The sequence below is a fragment of the Blastopirellula sediminis genome, assembly GCF_020966755.1.
Classification (GTDB): Bacteria; Planctomycetota; Planctomycetia; order Pirellulales; family Pirellulaceae; genus Blastopirellula; species Blastopirellula sediminis.
In genome coordinates this window covers 460,024-475,549 of record NZ_JAJKFT010000010.1, presented here as the reverse complement: position 1 = coordinate 475,549, position 15,526 = coordinate 460,024, and the positions used below count along the sequence as shown (strand labels likewise).

The window sequence follows — 15,526 nt, the reverse complement described above, 5'->3', positions numbered from 1 at the left end:
CTTATCGCTGGAAAATCATACGTCGCCGGGATTTACGCGAGTAGAAATTCTTTCAAGTTTTTCCAGCTGTCTGCCGAGCGCTTTATCCTTATTTTCCCGGCAATCGTTGCAGCTTGTGATAGCAGCGCAGGCAACTCAACCCAATCGATAATGTTTCGCAGAATCATCGCGCGTTGACGTTCGTCAACATGCCGGCGATCGTCTCGCGCTATCGAAGCGATTGCGCGGGGGAAGCGAAGCCCGCTGGTGACTCGTTTCGCTTCTCAAGGAGAAGCGTTGTTTTTGGCGCCAGATCGGCGACGCGTTGCGTTTTCGCAACGACGTTTCGCAAACGCTACCGCAACAATTCGACCAAGATCGGCGCCAGGATCGTCACCAGGAAGAGGGCGATCGGATAAGCGGCGACATACGCGATTACCGGTTCGGCGGCGTCGGTCGCGGAAGTGATCGCCGCGAGGCCCGGCGTCGAAGTCATACCGCCGCAAATGGCGCCAAGCGACTTGAGTAAGCGGAGCTTCATGACGAGATCGGCGAGCAGAAAACCGACGGCTAGCGGAACGATCGCCACGGCTGCAGCGCCAACGCAGAGCCAGATCCCTTGCGAGCGCAACACTTCGACGAAGTTGCCGCCGGCCGAGACGCCGGCGCTCGCCAGAAAGAGAGCGAGCCCCGCTTCCATCAGCAGCATTCGCGCGCTGCGAGGAAGATGCCCAGCGATCGGACCAAGTCGACCGAAGTGTCCCAAGATCAGGCCAACGATCAGCGGCCCACCGGCCAGACCAAGTTGGATCGATTGATTGCCGATCGAAACCGGCAGCATGCCAAGACTGATTCCCATCAGCAACCCGATTGCTAGCGACAAGATGTCGGATTGGTCGAGCGTGCTGGGACGATGTCCCGCCAGACGTTCCACTTCGGGCCAGTTTTCGGGCTCGCCGACGGCGGTCAGCATGTCGCCGAACTCGATCCGCGTGATCGCCGACGGAACGAACTCGACGTCGTGGCGGCGAATCCGTGTGATCGTCACGCCATAGGTCGACAACAGGTGAAGCTCTTTGAGCGACTTCCCAACGAACTCCGGCGACGTCACAACGATCTGTCGTCGCTGCCGTTCGGCGTCGAGCAGCAGTTGGTCGGCGCCTTCGACTTCTGTTCCCAGCATGTCAAGCACGCCGGCCAGGTTGCGTTCCGGGCCGACCAGCATCACCTGTTGCCCAAGGGCGAAATGAAAATCATGCGGGGTTGGGCGGAGGAGTTCTCCGTCCCGCACGCGCGGCGTCTGGCAGTTGCACGCTTCCAGCATCGGCACGCCGCCGGGACGTTTGCCGACGATCGCCGGGTTGCGGATTTCAACCAGCTTGCGAATGATCTGCGTCGCGGCGGCGTTCGGATCGCCGGCCGCGGCTGACTTCAAGTCGCGTCCCAGCAGTTTCGGCAAGATTTGGACGAAGGCGACCACGCCGATGATCCCGAAGGGATACCCGACGCCGAAACCAACCGCCACGTCGGGGCTATCGGGAAGTGCGGTCGTCAAAGCCCCCAGCGCCGGCGTGCTGGTCATTGCTCCGGCGAAGACCCCGCCGGTCAACTCGGCCGGAAGCCCCAGCAGCTTGCCGACGCCCCAGGCGGTGACCGTTCCGCTTGCGACGATCACGGCGCCCAGCAGGGCCAAGGTCCGCCCATCCTGCATCAGCGAGCGAAAAAAGGTGGGGCCAGCCCCCAGGCCGACGCAATAGACGAACGCCGCCAGGCCGATCTCACCGGTTCCGCCGGGGACAAGCAGTTGGAAGTGTCCCGCGATCAGCCCGACGAATAACACGCCAGCCGATCCGAGCGTCAGCCCAAACAGAGAGACCTGGCCCAGCAGCAAGCCGAACGAGACGACCCCAGCCAGCACCAGAATCGCCGGGATGCGGATGGGAGTTGGCGCCGCTTGCGAATCGGCCGCCGCGGCCCAGACGGCGCTGGGGACGCTGAAAGCGAAAACGGCGAACGTGTTGATGGCTAACAGGGTGACGCAGCGGAGTTTGGTCGAAATCATGACGGCGCTTCAAATGGCGGCGGGGATGACCAGAAAACGCCTCTACTGTAACGGTGTTGTCAACCGATGTCGTTGGTACCACGTGACTTTCGTTTCGGTACTCCACTAACGGCGATTGCGGGCGAATTGATTCGCCTAAGCCCTGCGGCGGGAGTTGCCAGCGGCTTCTACGTCCGCCTATCGGCTGAAACGGCCTGACGTGTATAATGAATCATTCTCCCCACCGCACTGGGGACGCTATGCGCCGGCAAGCTCTCACCAAGGCGCACTGCAGGAAGAACGCGGCGCCCCGATTGGGCAGTTTCCGCAGTTAGTTTCGCACGGATCATCCATGGCCTCGATCGACCAAAAATACATTCGCAACTTCTGCATCATCGCCCATATCGACCACGGCAAGAGCACCCTCGCCGACCGTCTGATGGAAAAGACGGGGACGGTCACGTCGCGCGAGATGAAAGAGCAGCTGCTGGACGGCATGGAGCTGGAGCGCGAGCGGGGCATCACGATCAAAGCGAAAGCCGTCGCGATGCGCTACAAGTACAAAGGGCATGAGTACGAGCTGAACCTGATCGATACGCCTGGGCACGTCGACTTCCAATACGAAGTCTCCCGTTCGCTCAGCTGCTGCGAAGGGGCGGTGCTGCTCGCCGACGCGTTCCAAGGGGTCGAAGCTCAAACTGTCGCCAACGGCTTTATGGCGATGGAACATGACCTGAAGATCATCCCTTGCTTGAGCAAGATCGACCTGAATCACGCTCGCCCCAAGGAAGTGATCGAGGAGATGGAGCAGACGCTGGCGGTCATGCCGGACGAGGTCCAGGCGATCAGCGGCAAAACCGGCGCCGGCGTCGAAGAGCTGCTGGCCGCGATCATCGAATCGGTCCCGGCCCCAACCGGCTCGCGTGACGACGTGTTGCAAGCGATGGTGTTCGACTCGCACTACGACAAGTTCCGCGGCGCCGTCACCTACGTCCGCGTGATGAACGGTCGGGTGAAAAAGGGAGACAAGATCCGCTTCCTCAAAGGAGAGACGACGCATGACGTGGTTGAAGTCGGCCAGTTCGCTCCACAGCCGCGCCCTTGCGACGAATTGTGCGCCGGCCAGGTCGGCTACTTAATCTGCAACATCAAGTCGCTGGAACTGGTCAACATCGGCGATACGATCAGCATTCCTGGTCCCGACGCCGCACCGGCCCTGCCCGGTTATCAAGAGCCGAAGCGGATGGTGTTTTGCGGGCTTTATCCGTCGGATGGCCAGGACTTCGAACAACTCCGCGAAGCGCTCAACAAGTTACGGATCAACGATCCGAGCTTCATCTTCGAACCGGAAACAAGCGACGCGCTTGGCTTCGGATTCCGCTGCGGCTTCCTCGGTCTGTTGCACATGGAAATCGTGCAGCAGCGATTGGAGCAGGAATCGGACGTCGACCTGGTGCAAACCGCGCCGAACGTCACCTACAAAATCGTCAATAAAAAGGGTGAGTTGGTCGAGATCCACAAGCCGCAGGATGTGCCGGACTCGGGCGATATCGAAGAGTTCCTGCAACCGATCGTCCGCGTCAGCTTGCTCCAGCCGAGCGAATATATCGGCCCGGTGATGCAGCTCTGCACCGAACGCCGCGGCGTGCAGGTTCGGACCGAATACCTTTCGCCGACCCGTGCGATGCTCGTCTACGATCTGCCGCTCGCGGAAGTGATCTACGACCTGCATGACAAGCTGAAGAGCGCCACGCGCGGTTACGGCACGATGGATTACGAAATCCGCGATTACGTGCCGGCCGACCTGGTTCGTCTCGACATCCTGGTCAACGGCAAGCGGGTCGACGCCCTCTCGATCATCTGCAACCGAGCCGACGCCGATCGTCGCGGCCGTGCAGTGGTCAAGAAGCTGAAGGGGGAAATTGACCGGCACATGTTCGAAGTCGCGATTCAAGCGGCGATCGGCACGCGGGTCATCGCTCGCGAAACGGTTCGCGCCCTCGCCAAGAACGTGACCGCCAAGTGCTACGGCGGCGACATCACGCGTAAACGCAAGCTCTGGGCGAAGCAGAAGGAAGGGAAGAAGCGGATGAAGTCGATCGGCTCGGTCGATATCCCGCAAAAAGCCTTCATGGCGGTGCTGGAAACCGGCGACGAGAAGTAGTCGCCAGCAGGCGTCTCTCATTAGTAGCCCGAAGCGCCAGCGAGGGAAATGCGGCCAGCCATTCTATGCAGGCCAAGTCTCTTCGATAACGCCGACGTTCCAGAGTAGGTTGGGTGCAGCGAAGCGCAACCCAACAATGCGTTTGCAAGTTCACGGTGGGTTACGCAAGCGAATGACCTCCGCGTGGGATCGCAATCTTTTTCACGCTTGCTTCACCCACCCTGCGATCGCTTCTCGGCCGACACGGAATCGTCGGCCGCATTTCCCTCGCTTGCGCTTCGGGCTACTATTGTCTGGTCTTACGCCGAGACCGGATACGAGCGTGAATACCGGACCGCCGCCGGGTGCAGTTTTTGCGCTTCCGCGGTCGGGGTGAAGAAGTAGTTGCGGTGGACGCAATCGGCGCGGCGGAACGGCGCCGTTTTGAATTGCTTGGCGTCGTAACGCTTCCCCTCGCTGAAGAAGTAGCCGGCGTATCCGAGGCTCCCTAGGTAGTCGAACAGTCCGTCTTCTTCGATAAGGGAATTGAACGCTTCAAATAGCAGCACCGGCTTGTGGCGACGAAGCGTCTCTTCAGCGCCTTCAAAGACCTGGCGTTCATGTCCTTCGACGTCGCACTTGATCACGGCGACGTTGCGGATGTTGTGCTCGCGGCAGTAGTCGTCGAGACGAGCCAATTTGCCGTAACCTTCGGGGATTTCCGCGGTGGTGGAAGCGGTCGTCTCGCCGATGACGCAAGCGCCGGTTGAGCCCGCGTGGCTGCGATGAATCCGAATGAGGCCGCTCTTGTTCGAGAGTCCCTGCATCACCACTTCGACGTTCCGCATCGAACTGCGGCGTTTGAAGCCTTCGAGCGCGTCGTGCAATTCCGGCTGCAGCTCAAAGCCGATCACTTTCCCTTGCGGACCGACGAACTTGCTTAGCCAATAGCAGTAGATGCCGCGATTAGCGCCGATATCGATCGCCGTGCGACCCTTCAGGTCAAGCCGCGCGAGCTCGGCGAGATCCGCCGCCTCGCTGCGCAACCGGTAACGCCAACAACGGGCCAACATATGGAGGTGTTGCAAGAACGTCATCCGATCGGTCTCCTATTCGCGCAGCGCTGAAATGATTTCATCGCCCCCAAACGTATGGGCGACGGCGAATAGTAGGAATTGCCTAGCGGCGCGTCTAGAGCGACTTGCCCCGATTAGCGAGCTTTGGGATCACCCGGGCGATTGGCGACCATCGTCTGCTGTCCTTGCGGTCCCGGCCAGTAGGCGAAGTTGTCGGCGCGATAGAGGTCGAACTCATGCTTACGCGTCTCGTTGATCGCAACCGTCACGCGGCCGATCTTCGTGACGCTCGAGAACGCCGCCGCTAGCTCTGGCGGCACATTCTGATAAACAGGCGTCACCAACACCGCGGTGCGACCAGCCACTTGCGTCGGGCCGCCCCAGACGTCGTACTGCGACATTACCTGATCGTCCCCCTTCCAGGCGTAGACCCGCGGTTGATTCGGCAGGTAGAAGGCCAACTCGGCGGTCGAAACGCGGCCGCCGGTGGTGATGATCAGCGCATCTTCGACGCCCGCCTTCTCAATTTCGGCGCCGACGATTTGTCCCAGTTGTTCCCAGCCTCGCAAGCGCACGATCGGGTCGACCTTGCTGCCGACCAGGCCAAACATGCCGAGGGCGAACGGCAGCGCGTAGGTCGCTAGCGTAAAGATCGCTCCGGCCACGACAGCGCGGCGCAGGTGAAACGATCCGGCCGCCAATGGAAACGGAATCGACGCCTTTTGCAGCGCCCAACCGACGCACAGGATGATCCCGGCCGGAAAGACCGGCGCCGGCCAGTTGAGTTCAATTCGCTGCTTCAGGCTCAAAATCAGGATCAGCGTCAGCGGAATCGCGCTAAAGCAAAGCAGGTACTGTTCGCGGCGATTGAGCGACCGGATCGACAGTAGCCCGGTAAACGACAGCGAAGCGAACAGGAAGAAAGTGACCGGCGACACGACGCCGAAGAGCCCGCCGATGAATTCCAGGGCGAGCGAGATTCGTTTGACCGGCCCGAACGGCTCGGCCTGGAAATGTTCGGAGGTATGTTGGGCGGTGATCCAATCATGCTGGGCGTTCCAGATGATCACCGGCGTCAAAAAGGCGAGCGCCGCGATCGCGCAAATCCACAAGCCGGGACGAACCAGTTGCCCGCGATCTTTGCGGCTGATCAGGATGAACAGACCGCCGAGCGCCAAAAAGCCGAAGGTCGTTTGTTTCGAAAGTAAGCCGAGTCCAATCGCGAGGGTCGTGAGCGGAAACCAGACCCAAGTGTTCGCATCTTCTTCCAAGGCGCGCCAGAAGAAATAAAGAGCCGCAACCCAGAAGAAGAGGAACGGCGCGTCGATCGTCATCAACAGCCCCAGCGCCGCGTTGCCCGGCGTCAGCGCCGACAACAACACCGCGAAGAAGCCGCACTTGGCGTCGAACATGCGTTCGGCCAGCAGGAAGACGAAGACCAGTCCCAACGTGCCGAGAACCGCGGCCGGCAGACGGACCGCCAGTTCGGTATCGCCGAAGACGCTGGTCGAAAGCGCAATGATCCACGCGATCATCGGCGGTTTGCTGTAGTAGCCCCAATCGAGCTGGCGCGACCAATCCCAGTAGTAGGCTTCGTCGTGAACCAGGTCGAGCGGCACAAACGCCGTGTAGAGAATACGAAACGCCAACAGCCCCGCGATCAGGATCCAGGTCGCTTTTCGCCAGGGGAAGGTGGTCGTCGTTTGTTCGGTCGCAGGAACATCCATGTTCGTCGCGGTCATATCTATCAATCGCTTAGTTGCGGTTTAATTTCCACAGTAACAATCCGCCGATCGCCAGCAGGACGACGTCGGCTAGCCAAACCGAATACGGGGCGAACACTCCATCGCGCGCCATCGTTTCGCCGGTTACCAGCAGCGGATAGTAGACTCCCAAAATTGGCAAAAAGCAGAGGAAGAACGTCGTCACGTTGTCGCTCGTCTTCCGCCACATCGCCACCGGAATGCCGACGCAGGCGAAGCAAAAACAGCCGAGCCCGTTCGACAATCGTCGTTGGCGTTCGGCCTGCAATCGCCATAGTCGCTTTTGATGCGATTCCGCCTCGTTAGCGACCGAATCGGGATCGCGTCCCATCTGCAGTGAGTAAATCGTATCTTCCAGCAGCTTCGCTTCGCGGGCGATTTGCGCAGGAATGTTCTGCAGCGTCAGCGCTGCCGGCGAAGCGCTATTCAAGTCTTGATCAAGCGTGCCAAGCTGCGTGATCTGTTGGACGAACGGTTCGGCTTGCCAAAAGCTGGTGCCGTCTCCCGATTCGATGAAGCTGTTGCGGCAGACGACCTGCAGCGCGCCCGTTTCGGGGTTTGATTCGAGCTGCGCTTCTTCGGCCGTCAGCGTCACTTCCGGACCGCCGCCGGTCGGCTGCACGGTGATGAACGGTTCGATCAAGCGACGTCCATCGACCCCCTTTACCCGTACAGAGAAGCCCCGCATGCTGAATGACTTTTGCGTCCGGAGCATGCTGTAGGCGGTGTCGTCGAGCGATTGGATGATGATCCGATGCATGTTCGGGCGAGACCACCCCGCGCAGACGTCGTACAGTCCGAAGGTGACGAAGCTAAGTCCGTAAGTGGCGACCAACACCGGCCAGATGATTTCGATCGGATTGATGCCGGCCGACTTCAGCGCGACGATTTCGTTGGAGGCGGCCATCCGGCCGAAGACGGTGCAGATGGCGAACAGCAAACAGCCGGGGATCGTAAACCGGAGCATTTCCGGCACGAAGTAAGGCATCATTCCGAGAATGATGCCCGGCGGGAGTCCTTTCTTCAGACCTTCGTTCAAGCCGCCGCCGACCACCATCAATAAGACGCTGGCGAGCAGACAGAGAAAGAAGATCTTAAAGACCTCCCACACGACGTACGTTTGAATCGTCCTCATATGCGGTGCGGACTAAGCCGCTTTTGCTTCCGGTTGCAGGCCCTGAGCAGCCGCTTCCGATGCGGCCGTGATCTCGTTTCCCTTGTCGGGCTGCTGGGCTTGGAAAGCTCCGTCACGCCAGCCGCCTACGAGAAGGTACACAGCAAGGCCGGAAAAATAGACAATTCCGCATGACCAGACAATATCACTGAGAAAATGTGCGCCGACCGCAACGCGGAAAAATCCAATCGCCGCCCCAAATGCGATTCCTAGCGTCAGCCAGCCGGCGACTGCTAGCCGATTTCGCCGCCAGAAAAGGAAAGCTGGCGCCATCCAGATAAAGCCCATCGAAGCGTGGCCGCTCGGAAACGATTTGCCGTTAACTTCCGACAGTTGCCACGGTGCAACGTACTCAACCCCTTTCGGGCGATCGCCGCCGAACTCTTCCAGCTGATTGGGACGGGGACGAGCAATCGTCGGTTTGATCAAGGTGTTTACCAGCAGTAAGGGGCCCGCTAGCACCGCGAGCAACAAAAACTGAGCGACCGGTTTGCGAACTGCGATCTCCGGAGACCAGCGACCGACCACCAGCACGATGATCGCTCCCGCTCCCAATACGATGCCAGGAATGGGACTGAGCGAATAAAAGAGATTCTCGATGAACCACGTTTCCGCATACCAACCGTAGAACCCGTTCACGTAATAATAGCGCGAGCAAGTCATATCGACCGGAAGAACGTAGCAGAGGGCGGTGAAGGCCAGCAGCGAGACCAAGGGGACCAGAATCGACCACCGCTCACGCCAGATCGCCTGCTTCAGAGTACGCGGCTCGTTTCCGCCGGGATCGGCGGCGCGGAGCGGCAACACCCCTTTGCTTTGACTAGATTCGATCGTCGACATTCGACCCCGCGTGATGCTAGCAGCGACAGCGTTCCAATTTGGGCGGTGATTTCCCTATTTATCTTCTCGGAAGGCCCGCGAACCAAAATTTATCGTATTGCCCGTCTTAAATTACGAAATCGCAAAACTTTACGCTGCGATCTCGGCGCCTTCAGCCAGCGGCGAATCGTCTGCTGGCATAATGGCTTCCCTATCGGTATCAGACTTTCCATTTTGACGCCACCCAGAATTCCGACCGCCTGCCGGAATGACAGGAGCTTGCCGATCTGATAAAACACGCAGTTTACGAGGCCCACCGCCGCCCACTCCCCACATGTACCCCAACTTGTAACGCGAAGGATATTGAGCATGGCAACCAACGGAGATCTCAACCGCAAGCTGCGCATGGCCCTGGTCGGCGGCGGCTCTGGCTCGTTCATCGGCCGAGTTCACGCGACGGCGGCGGTATTGGACAATCGCGCCGCCTTGGTCGCAGGGGCGCTCAGTTCCAACCCGGAGAAGGCGAAGGCCTCGGCGCCGGACTATGACATTCCGGAAGCTCGCGCCTACGGCAGCGTCACCGAGTTGCTCGAAAAAGAAAACGCGCTTCCCGAAGATCAGCGGATCGACTTCGTCTCGGTCGCCACGCCGAACTTCACCCACTTTGAAATCGCCAAAGCGGCGGTCCAAGCCGGCTTCAACGTCATCTGCGACAAGCCGATGACCTTTGACCTGGCGCAAGCCGAAGAGCTGCTCAAAGTGGTCGAAACGTCGAACTCGGTCTTCGCCGTCTCTCACAACTACACCGGCTACCCGTTGGTTCGTCAGGCTCGCCAGATGATCAAGAATGGCGATCTCGGCGAGATCAACGCGATTCGCGTGCAGTACATCCAAGGTTGGCTCCGCACCAAGTTGGAAGATAGCGACCAGAAGCAAGCCGCCTGGCGTACCGATCCGAAGAAGAGCGGCGCCGCCGGTTGCTTTGGCGACATCGCGACTCACGCCTACAACCTGGGACGCTACATGACTGGGCTGTTGCCGGAAGAAATCAGCTGCCACCTGAAGACCTTCGTTCCGGGCCGCGCGCTCGACGACTACGGTACGGCGATCGTGAAGTTTGAAAACGGGGCGCTCGGTTCGGTTACCGCTTCGCAGATCAGCCATGGCCGCGAAAACGACCTGTCGATCGAAATCGACGGCACCAAAGGTTCGCTCCAGTGGCGGCAGGAAAACCCGAACGAAATGATCGTTCGCGCCAACGGCGAGCCGCACAAGATCTATACCCGCGACCCGAACGCTCCTTACATGACCGAACTGGGCGCCGCTTCGTGCCGCTTGCCGAGCGGTCACCCGGAAGCGTTCTTCGAAGCGTTCGCCAACGTCTATCGCGCGTCTTACGACGCGATGGCGGCCCGAGCGCTAGGTCAGAAGTTCGAGAAGAAGGACACGGTCTATCCGAACGTCTACGACGGCGTCGAAGGGATGTACTTCATCCAGCAATGCGTCGCCAGCAGTCAAGAAGGCGGCGCCTGGTTGCCGCTGAAGCACCCGGCCGCTCGCCGCTAACGGGGCGAATTGAAAACGAACGGGAAGGGACGCACCTGCACGTGCGTCCCTTTTTTATTGCGCCGACCTGATGAACGAGGTAATCGCCTGCAAATTTCGACCAATCGATAGCACAATCGGGGATCGTCCGCTAATTTGGATCCTTTGGCTGGCTATTGTCCCCCCAAACGATCTGCAATGGTTGATACGTCCACCGAGACCGCAGCTCCGACGGCCGCCGCGTCGCCAAATCGGTCCGCATCGCGGATTTCGTGGTTGCTTGCGGCCGTCGTCGTCGGCTTGGTCGTTCTGACGCTGCTGATGAACACGATGAAGTGGGGGATCAACAGCACGGTAAAGCCGCCGCCGCCGACGCTGATGACGGCCAAGCGGCTCGAGCATCTTCAGACGCTGATCCAGGAGTACGTCGACGAGCATGATCGACTACCGGGCGAGACGTTGGACGAAGCGCTGCGCACCCTCGCCGAGTCTGGCGTCGACTTTAGCGCCCCTCCAAGAGATGCGATCGCCGAGGGACGCGACTGTTGGGAGGCGCCGCTGGTTTATCTACATGACGATCCTCAAACGCTCATCCTGCGGAGCATTGGTGGAAATGGCCGCCATGAAAATGGAGGGGGCGATGACATTCAGCGCGTCGTCAATCTGCGCCCCTAGCGCCGCCTACTGACCGAAGTGCTGTTTCAAGAAGCTGATCGTCTTGTTGTTCGACCACTGATGGCCGCCAGCGAAGAAGTCGGCGTCGACGCGGTCCGGCACGCCGAGCACGCCGTAAACCTCCTTCAGTTTGCCGAATCCTTCCCGGGCGCCGTCGATTGGGAAGATCGGATCGTCGATGCCGTTGATCAGCAAGACCGGCCGCGGCGCAAACAGCGCGACGACGTCGGCCATCTCCCCATGTTCCATCACGCCGGGGAGACAATTGCAGATGCAGTGATCGATCGAATAGATCGACGTCTTGTAGTCTGAGAAGGCGCCGGCGATCATCGCCAGCTTGATCCGGTCGTCGAGGATCGGCATGTACATCGTCAGCGTACCGCCGCCGGAAAGTCCGCAAACGCCGATCTTGTCAGGATCGACCTCCTCGCGCGTTTGCAAAAAGTCGACCACCCGCATCGCGTCCCAGCAGCGAATCCCTTGCGGCGTCATGCCGAGCAGCAGCGCGTTCATGCTCATTTCATGACAGCTGCGCGGCGGCGTTTTGACGCCACGATCTTGCCGTCCGCACGTTTCGTTCCAGCCCCGGACCACCATCGCCGCAGTGACGTAACCATGCTCGGCCATGTAGCAGGCGTAGTCGAGTTGGTGCTCGTCGGTCTTTTTCTTTTGCTCCGGCGTTTCGTTCAGGCGAATATAGGGATCAATGCCGCTGTGTCCGTGCAGGCAGATCAACGCCGGGACTTTTCCTTTGCGCTCGTGCGGTACGAAGTAATAAACCGGCGCCCAGTAGTTCGGCTCGGTTCGGACGTAGATCTTGTAGCGCGTGTACTTCTCGAACTTCTCTTCTTCCGCCCACTCCACTTCCAGCGGCACGCGCTCCGGCATTTTTCCCAACAGCCCGACGATCGCCGGCTGCATCTTCGCACGCCACACGTCATGCTCGGCCGGCGTCTTCGCGTCCCACGCCAAATCAGGTTTCAGCGAATCGGCCATCCGCTCAAAGCTGCGCGTCACGCCGTTATCGGAGGGAACTTTCGAGGGCTCTTCGCCCATCACGGCCGAAACCAGCAGCAGAAGCGAAACGAACGTCAGCACGTTGCGGGCGAAGGAGGAAATGCGAGTCGTCACAGGCGGGATCTCTTAAACAAGGCGCAAACGCCGCTAGGGGGTGAGTTGAATATCGAAGGTAAGGGCTGAGTCGCCGATGACCAGTTCGAGTCCGCTCGTGCCGAAGTCTTGGTATTTGAGCGGAATGTTCGACTTTTGAGCTTTCGGCGCGTTTTGTTCGCTCTCGACGAACTCCAACTCCGGCGGCTGTACGATCACTTTGTAGGCGCCGTGCGGAATGCCGGCGCCATGTTGGCTGTGCAGTTGGTAGCTGCCGTCGGGCTGCAGCGGCGCGGTTGCGCCGAAGCCATTTTCCGACATGAAACAGACGAGCCCTTCGGTGATCGGCTGGTTATTGCGGGTCACTTTGCCGCGGACCGCCGCGATCGGTACGCCGGAACCGGAACCGCAGCCGGTCAGAAACAACGCGACGACGCCGGCCAAAATCGCCAACCGGCGAAGGGACTTTTTGGGGTAGTTGGACATTCGACGAAAACTCCGAAAGATCTTCTGCGAATAAGAACGACGCCAGCGATTTTGACTACAGCGGATTAGGCGTAATCACGTTGCCGTCGTCCCGAATGCAGAGATTGCGAAGTACGCCCCAGTCGATCGTTTCCGGCAGAAAACTAACGCCGGCGTCGCAGCGGACCACCATCGCTCCGCCGGGATGGGCGGAATGAATCGGAGTATTGGTGCCGGTCTGATGATTGCCGCCGCTCCCCGAAGCGAGCGTGCGAAAGCCGACTCCATACCGGATCGTCGAAATGTTGTAAGCGTTGCCGGTATTCCACGCGCTGCCGTTCGGCCCGCCGGGATAGCCGGTTAGATAGGCGCCGATCCACGCTCCGCGGCGGCTGCTGTTGCGCTGGTCGATCGTGGCGCCGGTCGAACTGATCGTCCAGTTCGATTGCTCGGCGACGATGATCGTGTTGGTCGTCCCATCGGTGACCGACGCCAGTTTGATCGATTCGTTCGGGATCAGCGTCCCGTTGCTGCAGATGTAGCCTTGTCCGGCGGCGATACAGCGCCCCTGCCCTGTCGGATCGGTCACGCTGGTGGCGCTCGTCGGGGCGCCGGCGACGCCGATGTAAGAAGTGGTGCCGCACTCGACCGGGCCGCCAGGATTCTCGGCCCACTCGGGCAATGGGCTCGACGGGCATTGGTAGGCGGGCGCGTTGAATCCTTTCATCACGTTGTAATTCGCCAAACGGTAGCCGGACAGGGATGTCGAGTCGAACAGCATCGCCGACGAATTGTTGAACTGCAGCTGATCATAGATGTTTCCTTGCTCCAGGAACGGCAGCAGGTGAACCAGGAAGTTGGAGTGCCAGTAGTACTGAACTCCGATCGGCAGCTTCAAGTGCGTGTCATGATAGTTGTGAATCGCCAGGCCGACCTGCTTCAGGTTGTTGCTGCACGACATTCGCCGCGCCGCTTCCCGCGCTTGCTGCACGGCCGGCAACAGCAAAGCGATCAAGACGCCGATGATGGCGATCACCACCAACAGCTCTACCAGAGTAAATCCACGTGAATGAGGACGAATCGAATTCATAGCGATCTCGCTGCATTGGGAATAGATAAGGAATCAATGCGTCAAAATGCACGAGGGGATGGGGGCGGAACGTCAAGCGAGCGACGCCGCCAACGAAACCGACTACTCGACAGTACCACGCAGATGGGGCGGAGGACATGCGTAATTGCGCAGTTCTGTTTCAAAAGTGCGCATCTGCTATCGGAGCGGAATGACGCACAAAACGAAAGTAGGTTGGGTGCAGCGCAGCGAAACCCAACAATGCGTGCGCAAGGGAATGGTGGGTTGCGCAAGCGATTTGCGTTTCGCGAGCAAGGCGAACGCGTTCGCGCTTGCTCCACCCACCCTACGTTTGATTCGACGCTTAGCCGTCCAGGCCGGTCATCGTGCCGGTGCTGGTTGCGAACTGATCGACTTCCAGGCCGGTCTTTTGCAGCATCGAGAGATAGAGGTTCGGCAGCGGGTAGTTCTTCTTTTGATCGAAGGCCAAGTGCTGACCATGGCGGAAACCGCCGCCGGCGAAGAGGACCGGCATGTTGCGGTTGTCGTGGTTCGACGCGTTGCCGAGGTTGCTGGTCAGCAAGACCGAAGTCCGATCGAGCAGCGTTTCGCCATCTTCTTCGGTCTTGTCCAAACCGCGGAGGAAGTCGCCGTAGGCGCGGACGATTTCGGTTTCGATCAGCGCCAACTGGGCCAGCTTTTCTTCGTCGCGGCCGTGATGGCTGAGCGAGTGATACCCTTCGTCGACCCCTTTGATCGGCACGACGCCGCCGGAACCGCCAAGGTGATACGAAACGAACCGCGTCGAGTCGGTCGACAAGGCCAAGCGAATCATATCGTTCATCAACCGCTGGCGGCCGATGAAGTCGTTCGGGTTGGAGATGTCGATCGGCTTGGCGTAGTCGACTTCCGGTTTCGGGCGATTGGCCCATTCTTCGGCGTCGACCATCCGCTTCTCCAACTCACGCACGCTGGTGAAGTAGGCGTCCAGGCGATCGCGGTCGCTGTCCCCCAGTTCGCGCTGCAGCGCTTTGGCGTCTTCGGCGACCAGATCCATGATGCTCTGCCCCTGACGAGCACGATGGATTTGCTTCTTCTGTTCGGCCGGAGAGTCGGTCACAAAGAGCTGCAGGAACAAGCGGGCCGGCGAACTTTCGGCCGGGATCATCGAGCCGTTCTCGGTGTAGGACGGGCTGTTGCTGCCGGCCGAGCTGAGGACCAGCGATGGGAATCGCGTCTGATTTCCCAAGTGCTTGGCGAGCAACTGATCGACCGAGATCGTGGTGCGTGACTGGGCGCCGCTGCCCATCGGCGTAGCGCTCAAGAGGCTCGCTTCGGCGCGGTGGCCGCCGTTGACGCCGGGGTGCGAAGTTCCGGAGATGACCGTGAAGCGATCACGGATGTCTTGCAGGCCCTGCAGATAAAGGGACGGTTCGTAGTCTTTGCCGACGCCGGTCGGATTCAGGTTTTCGGCATGCAGACCAAGACCGAGCGTCATCGCCACAAAGCGGCGCGGAGCGGCCGGTTTGTCGCTGCCGGCGAAGGCTTGGTTCATGGCGCTCAGCCACGGCATCGACATCGCCACGCCGGCGCTGCGCAACATGGTTCGGCGGCTCAGTTTTTTTCCAAAGCTGAAGTGAACCTGGTGCGACATAGGTCACCGTCTT

The 15,526-nt window shown here is 59.9% G+C and carries 12 protein-coding genes; 3 read left to right on the top strand and 9 right to left on the bottom strand.

Annotated features, from left to right (window positions below):
- Positions 1-334: 334 nt before the first annotated feature.
- Positions 335-1,912 carry an aspartate-alanine antiporter-like transporter gene (locus LOC68_RS13540; protein WP_315858808.1) on the bottom strand — a complete coding sequence of 526 codons (1,578 nt, stop codon included), beginning with the start codon at positions 1,910-1,912 and terminating at the stop codon, positions 335-337.
- 460 nt (positions 1,913-2,372) lie between these two features.
- Here LOC68_RS13540 and lepA point away from each other — a divergent pair, with 460 nt between their 5' ends.
- Positions 2,373-4,184, top strand: a complete 1,812-nt coding sequence (lepA, locus tag LOC68_RS13535) for a translation elongation factor 4 (protein ID WP_230219399.1) — start codon at positions 2,373-2,375, stop codon at positions 4,182-4,184.
- Between the two features lie 299 nt (positions 4,185-4,483).
- Here the strand turns inward: lepA and LOC68_RS13530 are convergent, their stop codons facing one another.
- From LOC68_RS13530 to LOC68_RS13515, 4 genes are all read right to left on the bottom strand, one after another.
- Positions 4,484-5,260, bottom strand: coding sequence for an FkbM family methyltransferase (locus LOC68_RS13530; RefSeq protein WP_230219391.1), 777 nt, complete (start codon positions 5,258-5,260; stop codon positions 4,484-4,486).
- A 113-nt stretch (positions 5,261-5,373) separates the two neighbouring features.
- Positions 5,374-6,981, bottom strand: a complete 1,608-nt coding sequence (locus tag LOC68_RS13525; RefSeq protein ID WP_230219389.1) for an ArnT family glycosyltransferase — start codon at positions 6,979-6,981, stop codon at positions 5,374-5,376.
- Positions 6,982-6,994: 13 nt separating this feature from the next.
- Positions 6,995-8,137, bottom strand: a complete 1,143-nt coding sequence (locus LOC68_RS13520) for an LptF/LptG family permease (protein ID WP_230219387.1) — start codon at positions 8,135-8,137, stop codon at positions 6,995-6,997.
- A 12-nt stretch (positions 8,138-8,149) separates the two neighbouring features.
- Positions 8,150-9,016 carry a phosphatase PAP2 family protein gene (locus tag LOC68_RS13515; RefSeq protein WP_230219386.1) on the bottom strand — a complete coding sequence of 289 codons (867 nt, stop codon included), beginning with the start codon at positions 9,014-9,016 and terminating at the stop codon, positions 8,150-8,152.
- A 348-nt stretch (positions 9,017-9,364) separates the two neighbouring features.
- On the opposite strand from LOC68_RS13515, the gene LOC68_RS13510 reads away from it, so the two are divergent.
- Positions 9,365-10,561, top strand: a complete 1,197-nt coding sequence (locus LOC68_RS13510; protein WP_230219384.1) for a Gfo/Idh/MocA family protein — start codon at positions 9,365-9,367, stop codon at positions 10,559-10,561.
- A gap of 177 nt (positions 10,562-10,738) precedes the next feature.
- A complete protein-coding gene (locus tag LOC68_RS13505) occupies positions 10,739-11,215 on the top strand; it encodes a hypothetical protein (RefSeq protein ID WP_230219382.1) in 477 nt (158 codons plus the stop codon).
- A 6-nt stretch (positions 11,216-11,221) separates the two neighbouring features.
- Here the strand turns inward: LOC68_RS13505 and LOC68_RS13500 are convergent, their stop codons facing one another.
- The 4 genes from LOC68_RS13500 to LOC68_RS13480 form a co-directional block, all read right to left on the bottom strand.
- On the bottom strand, positions 11,222-12,346 hold the full coding sequence (locus LOC68_RS13500; RefSeq protein WP_230219380.1) for an alpha/beta hydrolase family protein: 1,125 nt from the start codon (positions 12,344-12,346) through the stop codon (positions 11,222-11,224).
- 33 nt (positions 12,347-12,379) lie between these two features.
- Positions 12,380-12,811, bottom strand: coding sequence for a hypothetical protein (locus LOC68_RS13495; RefSeq protein ID WP_230219378.1), 432 nt, complete (start codon positions 12,809-12,811; stop codon positions 12,380-12,382).
- Positions 12,812-12,866: 55 nt separating this feature from the next.
- On the bottom strand, positions 12,867-13,880 hold the full coding sequence (locus LOC68_RS13490) for a DUF1559 domain-containing protein (protein WP_261360162.1): 1,014 nt from the start codon (positions 13,878-13,880) through the stop codon (positions 12,867-12,869).
- A gap of 343 nt (positions 13,881-14,223) precedes the next feature.
- Positions 14,224-15,513, bottom strand: coding sequence for a DUF1552 domain-containing protein (locus LOC68_RS13480; RefSeq protein WP_230219375.1), 1,290 nt, complete (start codon positions 15,511-15,513; stop codon positions 14,224-14,226).
- Positions 15,514-15,526 lie beyond the last annotated feature (13 nt).